We start from the raw sequence: 15,251 nt of genomic DNA, 5'->3' as shown, positions 1-15,251 counted from the left end.
CGACCCGGAGGGAGGCGATCACCGTGGCCCCGCACCCCGGCACGGCCGGCCCCGAGAGCCGGGGCCGCACGTCTGGCGTGGAGGAGGAGCTGCTCCTCGTGGACGCCGAGACCCTCCAGTCCGCGGCGGTGGGCCGCCACGTGGTCCGCGCGGCCCTCGAGGCGACCCACCGGTGAGCCGGCTGACCGAGGGCAGGGACTCCCTGCGCCCGGGCCCCCGCCGGGCCCGGGCGGGGGAGCACGCCGCGCCCCCGGCGACGGGCGCCGGCCGGGTGCGCCGGCATCCCCGGCTCGAGCGGCGCCGCGTCGTCGTGGGGCCCCACGCGGTGGACGTGCGCGGGACGTTCGACCCCGCGCTGCCGCCGGTGGTCCTCGTGCACGGGATCGGGATGTCGGGGGCGTACTTCCTGCGCCTGGCGGACGAGCTCGCCGCGACCCGTGACGTGTACGCCCTCGACCTGCCGGGCTACGGCACCGCGCCGGATCCGCGGCAGCCCCTCTCGGTGGCCGAGCTCGGGGAGGCCGTCGCGGGGGCGGTCGCGGCGCTGGGGCTGTCGGAGCCCGTCCTGGTCGGGCACTCCATGGGCTGCCAGATCGTCGTGGACGCCGTCCGGCAGCACCCCGGGCGGTGCTCGGGCTACGTCCTGATCGGACCGACCGTGGACCCGGACGCGCCCAGCCGGCCCGGCCAGGCGTGGCGGCTGCTGCGGGACACGCTGCGCGAGCCGCCGCGGACCAACGCCGTCGTCCTGCGGGACTACCTGCGCATGGGCCCGCTCCGCTATCTGCGCACCAGCCGCTCCATGGTCCGCGACCGGATCGAGGAGGACATCCGGGGCTGCGCGCTCCCGGGACTGCTCGTGCGGGGGGGACGGGACCCCATCGCCCCGCGGGCCTGGGTGCGGCGACTGGCCCGGGCCGCCCCCGACGCCCGGGTGCTCGAGATCCCCGGGGCCCCGCACAACGTCCAGCACACCGACCCGAAGGAGCTCGCCGCAGCATGCGCCCCCTTTCTCGACTCCTGCCGACCCGCCCGCCGTCCGGACGCCCCGGCATGATCGCGCGCCGGGCGGCCGAGGCGGGGGCCAACCTCGCGGCCTGGGCCCAGGACTACGCCTACGCGGTGCGGTGGCAGGCGGCCGGCGTCCTCGGCCGGTGGGACCCGGCGCACTACCGGGCCCCGGCGGATCCGGACCGGACGCCGGTCGTGCTCATCCCCGGCATCTACGAGTCCTGGACCTTCCTGCTGCCCGTGGCCGGGCTGCTGCGGGAGCACGGGCACGACGTGCACGTGGTCGAGGACCTGAAGTTCAACACCGGCACCATCGAAGAGATGGCCGGGCTGGTGGCGGCGCACCTGCGCGCGGCCGGCGTGGAACGGTGCGTGCTCGTGGCGCACAGCAAGGGCGGGCTCATCGGCAAACACCTCCTGGCCCACCACAACCAGGACGCCGGGATCCACGGGCTCGTGGCGGTCAACACCCCGTTCTCCGGGTCCGAGCTGGCCCGGCTGCTGCCGCTCTCCACCATCCGGGTCTTCCTGCCGCACTCCCCGGAGCTCACCGCGCTGACCACGCAGCAGGGGGTGAACCGGGACATCGTCTCGATCTACGGCCGTTTCGACCCGCACATCCCCGGCGGCAGCCACCTGGAGGGCGCGCGCAACGTCCAGCTCGGGACCCGCGGGCACTTCCTGCCCCTCAACGACCCCCGGGTGCACCGGGCGATCCTCGACGGGATCCGCACGCTGACCCGCTGACCGGCCACCCCGTCCCCGCGGCGTCGGGGGCGGCTGGTACGGTGCGGCCATCATTGGCCGCCGGCCGCTCGGGCCGGCGAGCGGGGACGAGGTCGGAGGGATCGGTGGCACCGTGGTCGTGATGGGACTGACGCCCTTCCAGGGCTGGGAGGTGGTGTCCTGGGTGCTCCTGCTGCTCACGGCCGGGTGGGGGCTGGCCCGGCTCGTGCGCCGGCTCGTGCTGCGCTACGGGAGCAACACCCGGTGGGGCCGCCGGACGCGCACCCGCATGGGGCTGCGCCGGGCCCGCGACGACCTGCTGGAGCGCCACGCCCGCGGGGAGATCACCGAGGAGGAGTACCTGGAGCGGGTGCGGATCCTCGAGCAGGAGGGCCGGGCCGGTCCGTGAGCGCCCGGCGCGCCGGGGCGGCGCGCGGACGTAGGCCCGGGGGCTGACGAACGACAAGCAGGCTGACAGACTGGGCATGTTCGTGTCCCGTCGAGCCGGCGGGACGAGACCTCGCGACGACAAGGAGATCCCCATGTCCGACAAGCCCAACCCCATCGAGTTGCAGAAGCACCTCAGCGGCCTGGACTACCCGGTCAGCAAGGACGAGGTCGTGCAGAAGGCCCAGGACTCCGGCGCGGACGACTCGATCCTCGAGGCGCTGCGCAACCTGCCGGATCAGCACTACGAGAAGCCCACGCACGTGACCGAGGCGGTCTTCGGCGAGTAGCCGCCCCGGCCCCGATTCCGGCAGGCCCCGCGGCGCGCGCCGCGGGGCCTGCCGCGCTGCGGAACTTCATCGAATCTTCAGGGTTCCGGGGTTCACCCACCGGAACGAACAGTCTACTGTCGATCATGTGGGGTGTGGCGGGCGCCGGACCCCGCCCGGCACCGCAGGACGGGCGGCCGGCGCGGCCGCCGATCGGACGAAGGAGCGAGACCATGACCCATGTGACATCGATGCTCGAGACCTACCCGAAGGACCTCGGCGGGGTGGACCGGCAGAAGCTGGCCGAGTGCATCGCGGCGTGCTTCGAGTGCGCCCAGACCTGCACCGCCTGCGCCGACGCGTGCCTGTCCGAGGACATGGTCGCGGAGTTGACCACGTGCATCCGGACCAACCTGGACTGCGCCGACATCTGCGCCACCACCGGCAACGTGCTCTCCCGGCACACCGGCTACGACGCCAACCTCACCCGCACGGTGCTCCAGGCCTGTCAGACGGCCTGCAAGGCCTGCGGGGACGAGTGCGCCCGGCACGCGGACATGCACGAGCACTGCAGGATCTGCGCGGAGGCGTGCCGCCGCTGCGAGCAGGCCTGCGCCGACCTGATCAGCTCTCTGGGCTGATCCCGCCACGGCGAGCGCGGAGCCCGTCCCATGGGCGGGCTCCTCGCTCGCGCTTGCGCTGCGCCGCCCGTGGGCGGGCCCAGCGGACGCCCGGTCCGCAGCCGGCGGCCGACCTGCGGCCCGGCCGAGGCGGCACGAGATGTCGAGGAACCGCGGGATGCTGCAGAGACTGACGGATAGGGCCGGCGCGGTGGGCGCCGGCCTCTACGCCGCCGCGCTGTCCCTGGTGGTCCTGGCGGCCTCCGGCGGAGTGGGCCTCCTCCTGCATCAGCCGTGGCTGTTCCCCAGCCTGGGGCCCACGGTCATGCTGTTCTTCGAGTCCCCCCGGCAACGGGCCTCGCGGCCGCGCAACGCCCTGGTCGGCCACGGGGTCGGCCTGCTCGCCGGGATCGCCGTCCTCTACGGCCTCGGGCTGCAGGACGACCCACCCGTCCCGTCCGGTGGGCTCACCCCGGTCCATCTGCTGGCCGGGGCCCTGTCGGTCGCGGTGACCACTCTGGTGCTCACCGCGGTCAGGACCCCTCACCCGCCGGCCGGAGCCACCACCTTGATCGTCAGCCTCGGCATTCTCACCGGGCCGGCGGAGCTGGTCGCGATGGCCGCGGCGATCGTGCTGATCACGGCCCTGGGGTGGGGCCTCAACATCCTGCTCGGCACCCGCCCGGGCGCGGAGGAGGAGTAGGCGCGGCGGGCCGCGCCCGGGCCGCCGCTCAGTCCGCCACGATCAGGGCCTGCGGGGCCGCCTGCTTCATCCGGGTGGACAGCCAGTGCAGCTGGGTGGTGGTCTCGCCCTCGCAGCGTTCCACGACGTCGATCAGCTCGGCGTCGCGCAGGCCCTGGGCGGCTTGTTTCACCGCGGTCCAGGTGATGTCCACGAGGCTGGCCAGCAGGTAGAGGTCCTGCAGGTCCCGCAGCAGTCCCACGGGTCCGGAGCGCGTCTCGGACAGGCCGTCGGCGTGCAGGCGCTCGGGCTCGTCGTCGTCGTCGACCTCGCCGTAGCGGTGGACGACCGGGGCCAGGGCCTGGACATGGGCCTCGCACTGGCCGGCCAGGGACCGGCAGAGGTGGTACACGTCGGGCTCATCCCCGTGGCCTTCGGCGACTTCGCGGAAAGACTCCGCCAGGGTGCGTTCGGAGTGGTGGAGCAGGCCGAGGTAGACGGGCAGTTTCATGAGTGCTCCTCCTGGGTGGCCACCATGGGCGGGTCGGTCGGGGCGATGGTCTCCTCGACCTCGGCTGCGGCCCCGCCGACGGTGGACGGGACCCGGGCGTTTCGGGCGGGCCGGGATGCGGTGGTGGTGGGGGCGGGTGCCGGTCCCGTGGCGTCGGCGACCTTGGTGACGCGCACGGCGGCGGTCTTGAACACCGGCTGCTTCGAGACCGGGTCCCACTCCGTGAGGGTCAGCTCGTTGGCCGCCCGGTGGCGTTGGCCGGGGTTCCGTCCGGTGGGGTCTTCCTGGTCCCAGTAGCCGTAGTGGAAGGGTGCGAACACGGTGCCCTCCCGCACGTCACCGACCCGGACGGGGGCTTCGAGGTGGCCGCGGCGGGATTCCACCCGCACGACGTCGCCCTCGGCCACACCCAGGTCGGAGGCATCCGCGGCGGAGATCTCCACCCAGGCGTCCGGGGCCGCGCCGTCCAGCTGCCGCGCCCGGCCGGTCTTGGTGCGGGTGTGGAAGTGGTAGGCGGTCCGCCCGGTGGTGTACCGGTACGGATACTGCTCATCCGGGCCCTCGTGGGGGCCTTGGTAGGGGGCGGTCTTGAAGATCGCCCGCCCGCCCGGGGCCATCGCCCGGTAGGCCTGCGGCCCGACCGTGGCGCCGGTGGTGAGGTCGTGGCCGTAGGTCTCGCAGTAGTCGGCGTCGGAGGGGAACACCCCGTCGCCGTAGAGGCGCACGGTGCCGTCGGGGTGCTCGTCGTTGACCGGCCAGGGGATCCCGCTGCCCCCGCGCAGCCGGTCGTAGCTGATGCCGGTGTAGTCGCAGGGCCGGCCCCGGGTGCATTCGCGCCAGGCGTTGAACCCGTCCTCGGGCCCGGACCAGTCCAGCAGCGGGCGGCCCGAGCGGGTGCGGAAGCCCATCCGCCGGGAGTAGTCCAGGAAGATGTCCAGGTCACTGCGCGCCTCCCCCGGGGGGTCCACGGCCTTCTCCGACAGGTGCACGGTGCGGTTGACGTTGGTGAAGGTCCCGGTCTTCTCCCCCCAGGCCGCGGCCGGCAGCACCACGTCGGCGTAGCGGGCGGTCTCGGTGAGGTAGAGGTCCTGGACGACGAGGAACAGTCCCTGCCGGTCCAGGATGTCCCGGATGCGCGGCAGCTGCGGCATCGACACCGCCGGGTTGGTCGCCGAGATCCACAGGAACTCGACGGAGCCCTGCTCGACGTAGCGGAAGATCTGCATCGCGTGAGTGGGCGGGGCCCAGTGCGGGATCACCAGCGGGTCCACGTCCCACAGATCGGCCAGCTCCTGCACGTGGGCGGGGTTCTCCCAGTTGCGGAACCCGGGCAGGTCCCCGTCGGCCCCGCACTCCCGGTTGTTCTGGGCGGTGGGCTGGCCGTTCATCTGCAGGATCCCGCACCCCGGCTTCCCGAGCAGCCCGCGCAGCAGGTGGAGGTTGTTGACCTGGCAGGCCGAGGCGGTGGCCTGGGCGGACTGGTAGAAGCCCTGCAGCACCGTGGACAGCACCCGCTGAGACGTCCCGAAGATCCGGGCGGCCTCCCGCACATCGCCGGCGGCCACCCCGCACTCGGCGGCCACCGCCTCGGGGGTCCAGGGCTCGATCTGCTCGGCCAGGTCCTCGACGCGCAGCGTGTGGGCGGCAATCCAGTCCTTGTCGATCCACCCCTGGGCGATGATCTCGCGGACCAGCCCGTGCATCAGCGCAAGGTTCGTCCCCGGGCGCACCGCCAAGTGCACGTCGGCGTGCCGGGCGACCTCGGTCTCCCGTGGGTCCACGCACACCACCAAGGGTTTGTCCGGGCCGGCGAGCCGGTCCAGGACCCGGGCCCACAGCACGGTCTGGGTCTCGGCCATGTTGTGCCCGTACAGGAACATCGCGTCGCACTCGTCGATGTCGACGTAGCTGCCCGGCTGCCCGTCGGCGCCGAAGGACTCCTTCATGGCCGCCGCGGCCGTGGCGGTGCACAGCCGGGTGTTGCCGTCCATGTGCGGGGTGCCGATCCCGGCCTTGCCCAGGATCCCGAGGGCGTAGTACTCCTCCAGGAACAGCTGCCCGGAGGTGTAGAACCCGTGGGACAGCGGGCCCTTGTCGGCCAGCAAGGCCCTGCTGCGCTCCACGATCCGCTCCATCGCGGTGTCCCAGTCGGCCTCCACGAGCTCCCCGTTCTCGCGCACCAGCGGACGGGTCAGGCGGTCCCGGTGGGCCACCCCCTGCCAGGAGGCGAACAAGCCCTTGGGCCCGAGCCGGCCGTGGTTGACGATGTCCACCGCCCGGCCCCGCACCCCGACCATCGCCCCGTCCTTGACGGCGATGTCGACGGCGCAGCCGTTGCTGCACAGCACGCACGCCGACTGCACCCACCGGTCCACGTCCTGCTCGTCCAGGCCCTCCGCCAGAACCTGGTCCACCCGCACGGGCCACCGCTGGCCTCGGGCGAAGGGGGTGCGCGTCCCCCAGATCTGCGCGATGCGATCGACCATGCTGATCCCGTTCCTCAGGTGGCGGTGGCGGCGCGGCGCCGTGCGAGCGAGGTGGCCGCGCGGTCCGTTCTTCCGACAGTAATCCTGCTGACGACCTCGGGGAACCCGGGGGCGCTCCTTCCCTGCGGCCGTGATGCAGGCGCAGGGACGCCGCGGGGAGACCCCGGGCCGGTGCGCCTCTGTGTGCCCCCCCGGGTCCGCCTCGCCCGTGGAGCGCCCGAGTGCCCGGGGCCGGCCCCCGGCCGGCCGGGGCAGAAGCTGCGCGAGGAGTTCGTCGGCACGGGCCGGACCCGAGGAGGTCTTCGCCGCCGCCGTGGACCACGGGCGGGAGCCGGGGCGCCGGCCGGTCCCGGGAATAGGCCCCTGCGGCCTCCGGTTGCGCGGAGCATGAAGGCATTGACGTACGCCCGCTACGGCGGCCCCGAAGTCCTCGAGCTCACCGACCTCCCCGAGCCCAAGGTGCCCCCGGGCTGGGTGCTCGTGCGGGTCCGCAGCGCCGCGATCAACCCCGTCGACTGGAAGATCATGTCCGGTGGGCTCGACCCCCTCATGGAGGTCCAGTTCCCGGTGGTGCCCGGCTGGGACGTGTCCGGGGTCGTCGAGTCGGTCGGCATCGACGTGCCGGAGTGGGCCCCCGGGGACGAGGTGATCTCCTACGCGCGCACGGACTGGGTGCACGGCGGCACGATGGCCGAGTACGTCGCCCTGCCCGCCCGGCTGCTCGCGCCGAAGCCCGCCTCGGTGGACTGGGACCGGGCGGCGTCCCTGCCGCTGGCCGGGCTCACGGCCTACCAGGTCCTCGGCCGCCTCGAGGTGGCCGCGGGCCAGACCGTGCTCGTGCACAACGCCTCCGGCGGCGTGGGCGGCTACGCGGTGCAGCTCGCCGTGGCGCGGGGCGCCCGGGTCATCGGCACCGCCTCGGAGGCCAACCACGACTACCTGCGCGCCCTGGGCGCCGAGCCCGTGGTCTACGGGGAGGGGCTGCCCGAGCGGGTCCGCGAGCTGGCGCCCGAGGGCGTGGACGTGGTCGTCGACCTCGTGGGCGGGGTGGTCGAGCAGACCCTCGCGGTCCTCCGGGACGGGGGGCGGCACGCCTCCGTGGCCGACGACGCCGTGGAGGCCCACGGCGGGACGTGGATGTGGGTGCGGCCCTCCGCCGAGGACCTCACGGAGCTGAGCCGGCTCGTGGACCGGGGCGCGCTGCGGATCGAGCTCGCCCGCAGCGTGCCGCTCGCCGAGGCCGTCGAGGCCTACCGGCTGAGCCAGGAGGGTCACGTCCGCGGCAAGATCGCCGTGCGCATGGGCTGAGCCGGACCGCCCCCGTAGGTGCACAGCAGGCTGACTGGCACAATGAGCGGGTGAGCGATCAGACAGAGACCCTCAGGGCCCTCGAGCACGCGCGCGAGCTGCTCGCGGCGTCGAGCCTGCCGCTGTCCACCACGAACGTGCTGCACGAGCGGGGGGACATCGACCGCGCCGTCGCGCAGCTGGACGACTACGTCCTGCCGCGCGTGCGCTCCCTCGACGCCCCGCTGCTCGCGGTGGTCGGCGGGTCCACGGGCGCGGGGAAGTCCACCCTCGTCAACGCGGTGGTGGGTCACCCCGTGACCCGTTCGGGGGCGATCCGCCCGACCACCCGCCAGCCGATCCTGGTCCACCACCCCCGCGACGCCGAGGCCTTCGCCACCCAGCGGGTGCTCCCGCACCTGAGCCGGATCCACGCCCGGAAGGTCACCCCGCCGGGCGCGACCGCCGCGGACACCGCCTCCCCGTCCGCGCTGCCCGGCACCGCGGACGGCCAGGCCCTCGTGCTGCTGGCCGAGCCGCGCATCCCCGAGGGCGTCGCCCTGCTCGACGCCCCCGACGTCGACTCGATCTCCGACGAGAACCGCCGGCTCGCCGGCCAGCTGCTGGCCGCCGCCGACCTCTGGCTGTTCGTCACCACCGCCAACCGCTACGCGGACGCCGTGCCGTGGCGGCTGCTGGTGGAGGCCGCCGGGCGGGACATCACCGTGGCCGTGGTCCTCGACCGCGTCCCGCTGGGGCTCGAGGCCGAGATCGAGGAGGACCTCCGGCGGATGCTCGCCGACCAGGGACTCGGCGACGCCCCGGTGTTCACGGTCCCGGAGTCACCGCTCAACGAGACCGGCATGCTCCCGCCCCACGTCGTCGCCCCCGTCGTGGACTTCCTCGCCGAGCTCGGCCGGGACGCGGCCTCGCGCTCGGAGATCGCCCGGCGCACCCTCGGCGGCGCGGTGCGCTCCATCGCCGAGCGCACCGACGCCGCCGGGGACGCCGTGCTTTCCCAGCAGCGGGCCGGGGCGCAGCTGCGCCAGGACGTGGACCGCGCCTTCGACGAGGCGCTGGCCTCCGTGATCGACTCCACCCGGGACGGCACCCTGCTGCGCGGCGAGGTCCTCGCCCGCTGGCAGGACTTCGTGGGCACGGGAGAGTTCTTCCGCAACCTCGAGGCCGGCATCGGACGCCTCCGCGACCGGCTCACCGCCTTCTTCAGCGGCAAGCCGGCGCCGGAGGTCCAGGTCGAGGAGGCCATCGAGACCGGACTGCAGACCGTCATCGTCGAGGAGGCGGCGCGCGCCTCCGAGACCGCCGAGCGCCGCTGGCAGGACGAGCCCGCCGGCCGCGTCCTGCTCGGCGGCTCCGACCTCGGCTCCCTGCCCCCCGACTTCCGGGAGCGCACGGCCGAGCAGGTCCGGGCCTGGCAGGGCGACCTCATGGAGCTGATCCAGCGGGAGGGCGCCGACAAGCGCACGAAGGCGCGGGCCATGTCGCTCGGCGTCAACGCGCTGACCGTGATCCTGATGATCGGGGTGTTCTCGATGACGGGCGGGCTGACCGGTCTGGAGGTCGGCATCGCCGGCGGCTCCGGGGTGGTCGGCACCAAGCTGCTCGAGGCCGTGTTCGGCGAGGACGCCGTGCGGCGGATGGCCGACGACGCCCGCCGGAACCTCGAGGCGCGCATCTCCGCGCTGCTGGACGAGCAGGCCTCCGTCTTCCTGCGCCGCCTCGACGTCCTCGACGGACACCCGGAGGCCCAGGAGCTGAAGGCCGCCGCCGAGCGCATCCGCGCCGCCGCCCGCACGCTGGGGGAGACCGCGTGAGCCCCGCCCGCCGGCCCGCCCCGACCCTCGCCGAGCGCCTGCCCGCGCTAGCCCACGCCACCGACCTCGCCGAGGGACGGCTCGACGAGGAGGCCGTCGCGGCGGCGCGCACGGTCCTGGCGCGCGCCGCTGAACGCCGCTCGCTGTCCGCCGACCACACCGTGGTGGGCTTCTTCGGGGCCACCGGCTCGGGGAAGTCGACCCTCTTCAACGCCGTGGTGGGCCGGGAGATCGCCCGTGCCGCGGCCCGCCGCCCCACCACCTCGGAGCCGCTGGCCGCGGTGTGGGGGGAACCGGGCAGCCAGGCCCTGCTGGACTGGCTCGACGTCTCCCAGCGCCACCACGTGGACACCCCGCTGCCGGCGGAGCAGGCGGACGCCGGGCGGTGGACCCGCGTGAAGGAACGGATCACGGGCGGAGCCGCCCCGGAGGGCCCCGGCGGGCTCATCCTGCTGGACCTCCCGGACTTCGACTCGGTGAGCCTGCACCACCGCACGATCGTGCAGCGGCTGGTCGGGATGGTCGACGTGGTGGTGTGGGTCGTGGACCCGCAGAAGTACGCGGACGCGATCATCCACCAGGAGTTCATCGCCCCGCTGGCCCGCCACGGGGCCGTGACCATGGTCGTCATGAACCAGGTCGACCGCCTGCCCGCCGCCGAGGTCCCCGCCGTGATGTCCTCGCTCGCGGAGCTCGTGGCCCAGGACGGGCTGCCCACCACGGGGCTGTCGAAGCCCGTGGCCGTCTCCGCGGTGACGGGGGAGGGCGTCGAGGCCCTGCGCTCCCGGATCCGGCAGGTGGCGGACACGAAGGCCGCGGCCGGGGCCCGCCTCGACGCCGACGTCACCGACGCCGCCGAGCGGCTCGCGCTGGCCTCCGGCGAGGGCGAGCCCGCCGGGATCACGCAGGAGTCGGAGGACCGGCTCACCGACGGCCTCGCCCAGGCCGCCAACGTCCCGGGCATCGCGCGGGCGGCCGGGAAGTCCTACGCCCTGCACGCCGCGGGGCACACCGGGTGGATCGCCACCCGGTGGCTGCTGCGGTTCCGCAAGGACCCGATGCGGCGGCTCAACCTGGACCGGGGGGACACCGTGAACCCCGAGGTCAACCGAACCTCGCTGCCGCCCATGGGCGCCGCCCAGCGGGCGGCCGCCGACTCCGCGGTGCGCGGCTTCGCCCACGACGCCGCGGCCGGGGCCGCCGAGCCGTGGACCCGGTCGGTGCGCCAGGCCGCCCGCACCCACGAGGACCGGCTGCCCGACGCCATCGACCAGGCCATCGCCGGCACCGACTTCCGGGCCCGGAAGAACGTCTGGTGGTGGCTCCTCTTCGACGTGCTGCAGTGGACGGCGATGCTGGCCGTGGTGGCCGGCCTCCTGTGGCTGCTGGGACTGTTCCTGCTGGAGTACTTCCAGATCCCCGTGCCCCCGCCTCCCACCGTCGAGGGCTTCCCGCTGCCCGTGCCCACCCTGCTCGTGCTCGCCGGGGTCGTGACCGGGCTGTTCCTGGCCCTGACCGGACGGATCCTCGCCGGCTTCGGCGCCCGGCTGCGGGAGCGCACGGTCCGGCGGAAGCTGCGCGCCTCGGTGGCGGGGGCGGGCCGGCGCACCGTCGTCGAGCCGGTGCGGGCCGAGCTGGAGGCCCATGCGGCCTTCCGCGAGGCGCTCGCCGCGCTGCGCGCCTGACCCCGGGTCCGCCCGGGGGGCCGGGCACGGCGCGCCGGCGGACCCGGGGCGGGCCTCAGCGGCGACGGGCCGGCGGGCGCAGCGCGAGGATCCAGCCGCCCGCGGCGCCGATGGCGAGCAGGACGGCGACGAGGACGATCCCGGGCCCGCCCGCCCACGTCACGGCGTCGCCGTACCGGAGCAGGGCGACGGCCTGCAGGAGGGCGAAGGCCAGCGCCCCCACCCCGAGGGGACGGACGGTCCGGGCGTCGCCGCTGCGCCGGGCGTAGGCGGCGGCCCAGCCGAGCCCGACGAGCCACGCCCCGACCGCTCTCGCCGTGAGCGCGGTCAGCGGCCACGGCCACAGCGCCGTCGCCGCCGCGGGCAGCACCAGGAGCGCGAGCCCGGCCCCCAGCAGCACGGCCGCGACCGCCGCCAGGAGCAGCCGCAGCCCGCCCGGCAGCGGTGCGCGCTCCGCCGCGGGCGGTGCGGCGGGCCCGCGGGAGCGGAGCTGCCGCCGGCCGAGGACGAGCATGGCCACGGGCACGGCGGCGTAGATCACCAGCCACGCCCCCGCGGCGAAGCGGGCCAGGGGCGGGTGCTCCGGGGACAGGTGGAAGCGGTCGAGGTGGAGCAGGGTGACCGCCAGGGTGAGCGCCGTGAAGACGAACACGGGCCAGACGGCCAGCCTGGCCCGGTCCCAGCGCGCGGAACGGGCCCCGGCCACCTCGAGGAGCGCGCTGGACCAGTACGCCGCCCCGAGGAAGACGGCGGTCGTCGGCGGCTCGATCGTCCAGGCGAACCAGTCGGCCGTGCGCCGCGGGAAGACGAACAGCACCAGCCCGGCGAGGAACACGAGGACGGCGGCGACCTGGAGCAGCCGCCGCATCGCCGGGAGCAGCGGCGCCGTCTCAACCGCGGGGCGCATCGCCGACCGGGCTCCCGGGGCCGGCCGTGCGCGCCGGGGCCGGGGCGGCGGGGGAGGCCGGGGGCGGCGCCGGGGCGGCCGGCGGGTGCCCCGCCAGGTAGCCGTGCAGGAGCGAGACCACGGTGGCGCCGTCCCCGACGGCGGTCGCCACGCGCTTGATCGAGCCGGCCCGGACGTCGCCGATCGCGAAGACGCCCGGAAGACTGGTCTCCAGGGGCAGCGGCGACCGGGACGGGACGTCGTCCCCCGGGGCACCGGGAGCTCCCGCGGCGCCCGTGCGCAGGAACCCGGCGCGGTCGCGCTGCACCGAGCCGGGCAGCCAGGACGTGCGCGGCACCGAACCGATGAGCACGAACAGCGCGGACGCCGGGATGTCCTCCCCGGCCGCGGGGCTGCCCGTGGCGGTGACCTGGACGGCGGTGAGGCAGCCGTCCCGCTCGCGCGCGCCCACCACCGAGGTCCCGTAGCGGACCGTCACGTTGCGGGTCGCTTCGAGCTGGGTGATGAGGTAGCTGGACATGCTGGCCGCGAGCGAGGGCCCCCGGACCAGCAGCGTCACGTGCTCGGCGTATTTCGCGACGTGCAGGGCGGCCTGTCCCGCCGAGTTGCCGCCGCCCACCACGCAGGCGCGCTGCCCGGTCAGCGACGGCGCCTCGGAGACGGCGGCGCCGTAGAAGACGCCCCGGCCCACCAGGGCCTCGAGCTGCGGGACGCCGAGGCGCCGGTAGTCCACGCCGGTGGCCACCACCACCGAGCGGGCCCGCACCAGGCCGCCGTCGGACGTGGTCACCGTGTGCACGGGCCCGTCGGTCCCCAGGCTCTCCACCCGCCGCATGAACAGGAAGTCCGTGCCGAAGACCCACGCCTGCTGGAAGGAGCGGAAGGCGAGGTGGGCGCCGCTCACCCCGCGGGAGAAGCCGGGGTAGTTGCGGATCAGCGAGCTGGTGCCGGCCTGGCCGCCCACGGCCTGCTGCTCCACGACCATGGTGGAGAGTCCCTCGGAGGAGGCGTAGACCGCCGCGGCAAGACCGGCGGGACCGGCGCCGACGACGACGACGTCGAAGACCTTGTCCGTCGGCGGCGGGCGGTTCAGCCCGAACGCCTCCACGATCTCCGGGTCCCCGGGGTTCTCCAGGACCGTCGGCGGCGAGGTGAACTGCAGGACCAGCACCGGCAGCGCCGGGTCGTGCCGGCCCAGGCTCTCCAGCATCCGCTGCCCGGCCGGGGAGCCGACCGGGTGGAAGCCCACCGGGATGTGGTTGCGCACCAGGGTGTCGCGCAGCGAGTGGGTCCGCTCGTCGCGCTGGTCCCCGATCATCCGCACCGCCTCGAACCCGCCGCCCTGGGCGAGGTGCCAGTCGTCGAGGGCGTCGGTGATCGCGCCGTGGAACTCCTCGTCGCGCGGGCGCTCGGGGCGCAGGACGAGCAGGTCGGCGTGGCCCTGGGCGATCGCCCGGAACACGGTGGGGCCGCTGGCGAAGTCCCCCCAGGTCACCGCGACGGCCCGCTTGGCGGCGGGGTGGTCGGCGTAGGCGCGCCGCAGGAGGTCCAGCCCGCCGCGGTCCGCCGGCCCGTAGCACCCCACCACGAGGGCCACCGCCCGGCCCCGGCGCCGCAGCCCGCCGAGGACCGCCCGGGCACGGCCGTGGTCGGCGCAGACCACGACCTCGTAGTCGGCGCCGTAGCGCCGGCGCAGCTCGTCTCCCAGGACGTCCCGGGAGACCGGGTCGCTGGTCGAGAGCAGCAGGACCGGGACCTGGTCGTCCATGGCCGCCACCTCCTGGTGGGTCCCCTGGCCGGATGGCGCTCAGGCTACTCGCGCCGGGGAGCCCGGGCAAGGGATCCGCCGGACGGCCGCGGGACGTCCGGCGGGTCTAGTGCGCGGCGGCCCGCACGGCCTCCGTGAGCTGGCGGGCGGCCTGCACCACGACCTCCGCGTGCAGGCGTCCGGGCTGGCGGGTGAGCCGCTCGATCGGCCCGGAGATCGACACCGCCGCGATCACCCGGCCGGAGGGCCCCCGCACGGGCGCGGACACGGAGGCGATGCCCGGCTCGCGCTCGCCCAGCGACTGGGCCCAGCCGCGGCGGCGCACCCCGGCGAGCACCGTGGCGGAGAACCGTGCGTGGCGCAGGCCCTCGAGCAGCCGGTCGTGGTCCTCCCACGCGACGAGCACCTGGGCGGCCGACCCGGCCTTCATCGACAGCTGCGTGCCGACGGGGATCGTGTCCCGCAGCCCGATCGGCCGCTCGGCCGAGGCCACGCACACGCGCCAGTCGCCCTGCCGGCGGAAGATCTGCGCCGACTCCCCGGTCGCGTCCCGCAGGTTGACGAGCACGGGGCCGGCGGCGGCGATCAGCCGGTCCTCGCCGGCGGCGGAGGCCAGCTCCACGAGCCGGGAGCCGAGCACGAAGCGGCCCTGGATGTCCCGGCCCACGAACCGGTGGTGGGCCAGGGCCACGGCGAGCCGGTGCACGGTGGGCCGCGCCAGGCCGGTGGCGCCCACCAGCTGCGCGAGGGTCGCCGGCCCGGCCTCGAGGGCGTCGAGGATCATGGACGCCTTGTCCACGACGCCCACCCCGCTGGGAGAGGCGGCCGAGCCCGGCGGCAGGGCCTCACCCGTGCCCTGCCCGCCCAGCGGGCTCCCCAGGGGGGCGCCGGACGGGTCCATGTGTCCAGATGTGTCCATGCTCTGATACTGACGTCTCACAATGTGAGAAGCAAGCCGGAAAGCTGGCCACCCCGGAAGCCCGCCCGCGACCATGGAGGAACGACCCCGCACAGGCA

Annotated in this window: 15 protein-coding genes; 10 read left to right on the top strand and 5 right to left on the bottom strand. The window is 75.1% G+C overall.

Annotated features, from left to right (window positions below):
• The first annotated feature begins 23 nt into the window (after positions 1 to 23).
• The 7 genes from ACWCOM_RS04845 (at position 24) to ACWCOM_RS04815 (ending at position 3,776) form a co-directional block, all read left to right on the top strand.
• Positions 24 to 176, top strand: a complete 153-nt coding sequence (locus ACWCOM_RS04845; protein WP_454547608.1) for a hypothetical protein — start codon at positions 24 to 26, stop codon at positions 174 to 176.
• Complete coding sequence (locus ACWCOM_RS04840; protein WP_454547607.1) at positions 173 to 1,057, top strand: alpha/beta fold hydrolase; 885 nt, start codon at positions 173 to 175, stop codon at positions 1,055 to 1,057. Before ACWCOM_RS04845 ends, ACWCOM_RS04840 begins: the two co-directional genes overlap by 4 nt.
• On the top strand, positions 1,054 to 1,758 hold the full coding sequence (locus ACWCOM_RS04835; protein WP_454547606.1) for an esterase/lipase family protein: 705 nt from the start codon (positions 1,054 to 1,056) through the stop codon (positions 1,756 to 1,758). The genes ACWCOM_RS04840 and ACWCOM_RS04835 overlap by 4 nt, the downstream gene beginning before the upstream one ends.
• A 121-nt stretch (positions 1,759 to 1,879) precedes the next feature.
• The gene (locus tag ACWCOM_RS04830) at positions 1,880 to 2,146 is read left to right on the top strand and encodes a hypothetical protein (protein ID WP_454547605.1); all 267 of its coding nucleotides are present in this window, start codon (positions 1,880 to 1,882) and stop codon (positions 2,144 to 2,146) included.
• Positions 2,147 to 2,279: 133 nt separating this feature from the next.
• Positions 2,280 to 2,474 (top strand): DUF2795 domain-containing protein, encoded by a 195-nt coding sequence (locus ACWCOM_RS04825; protein ID WP_454547604.1) that lies wholly within the window; start codon positions 2,280 to 2,282, stop codon positions 2,472 to 2,474.
• Positions 2,475 to 2,686: 212 nt separating this feature from the next.
• Entirely contained in the window at positions 2,687 to 3,094 is a 408-nt protein-coding gene (locus tag ACWCOM_RS04820) for a four-helix bundle copper-binding protein (protein WP_454547603.1), read from the top strand.
• A gap of 157 nt (positions 3,095 to 3,251) precedes the next feature.
• Positions 3,252 to 3,776: an HPP family protein gene (locus ACWCOM_RS04815; protein ID WP_454547602.1), complete on the top strand. Its 525-nt coding sequence runs from the start codon at positions 3,252 to 3,254 to the stop codon at positions 3,774 to 3,776.
• 28 nt (positions 3,777 to 3,804) lie between these two features.
• Here the strand turns inward: ACWCOM_RS04815 and ACWCOM_RS04810 are convergent, their stop codons facing one another.
• Together ACWCOM_RS04810 and ACWCOM_RS04805 are read right to left on the bottom strand one after the other, a co-directional pair.
• A complete protein-coding gene (locus ACWCOM_RS04810; RefSeq protein WP_454547601.1) occupies positions 3,805 to 4,266 on the bottom strand; it encodes a hypothetical protein in 462 nt (153 codons plus the stop codon).
• Positions 4,263 to 6,752 carry a molybdopterin oxidoreductase family protein gene (locus ACWCOM_RS04805; protein ID WP_454547600.1) on the bottom strand — a complete coding sequence of 830 codons (2,490 nt, stop codon included), beginning with the start codon at positions 6,750 to 6,752 and terminating at the stop codon, positions 4,263 to 4,265. The genes ACWCOM_RS04810 and ACWCOM_RS04805 overlap by 4 nt, the downstream gene beginning before the upstream one ends.
• Before the next feature lie 387 nt (positions 6,753 to 7,139).
• Between ACWCOM_RS04805 and ACWCOM_RS04800 the strand changes: the two genes are divergently transcribed.
• From ACWCOM_RS04800 to ACWCOM_RS04790, 3 genes are read left to right on the top strand one after another with little or no spacing between them, the layout of a single operon-like run.
• Complete coding sequence (locus ACWCOM_RS04800) at positions 7,140 to 8,060, top strand: NADP-dependent oxidoreductase (protein WP_454547599.1); 921 nt, start codon at positions 7,140 to 7,142, stop codon at positions 8,058 to 8,060.
• A gap of 50 nt (positions 8,061 to 8,110) precedes the next feature.
• Positions 8,111 to 9,874 carry a dynamin family protein gene (locus ACWCOM_RS04795; RefSeq protein ID WP_454547598.1) on the top strand — a complete coding sequence of 588 codons (1,764 nt, stop codon included), beginning with the start codon at positions 8,111 to 8,113 and terminating at the stop codon, positions 9,872 to 9,874.
• Positions 9,871 to 11,559, top strand: coding sequence for a dynamin family protein (locus tag ACWCOM_RS04790; protein WP_454547597.1), 1,689 nt, complete (start codon positions 9,871 to 9,873; stop codon positions 11,557 to 11,559). The genes ACWCOM_RS04795 and ACWCOM_RS04790 overlap by 4 nt, the downstream gene beginning before the upstream one ends.
• A gap of 55 nt (positions 11,560 to 11,614) precedes the next feature.
• Here the strand turns inward: ACWCOM_RS04790 and ACWCOM_RS04785 are convergent, their stop codons facing one another.
• From ACWCOM_RS04785 to ACWCOM_RS04775, 3 genes are all read right to left on the bottom strand, one after another.
• Complete coding sequence (locus tag ACWCOM_RS04785; protein ID WP_454547596.1) at positions 11,615 to 12,466, bottom strand: hypothetical protein; 852 nt, start codon at positions 12,464 to 12,466, stop codon at positions 11,615 to 11,617.
• Positions 12,450 to 14,234 (bottom strand): FAD-dependent oxidoreductase, encoded by a 1,785-nt coding sequence (locus ACWCOM_RS04780; RefSeq protein WP_454547595.1) that lies wholly within the window; start codon positions 14,232 to 14,234, stop codon positions 12,450 to 12,452. The genes ACWCOM_RS04785 and ACWCOM_RS04780 overlap by 17 nt, the downstream gene beginning before the upstream one ends.
• Positions 14,235 to 14,340: 106 nt before the next feature.
• Positions 14,341 to 15,153, bottom strand: a complete 813-nt coding sequence (locus ACWCOM_RS04775; protein WP_454547594.1) for an IclR family transcriptional regulator — start codon at positions 15,151 to 15,153, stop codon at positions 14,341 to 14,343.
• Between the last annotated feature and the right edge of the window lie 98 nt (positions 15,154 to 15,251).

This window comes from Kocuria sp. KH4, from assembly GCF_053711175.1.
Note: the sequence above shows the minus strand (reverse complement) of the source record. Positions and strands in the feature narration are given on the sequence as shown.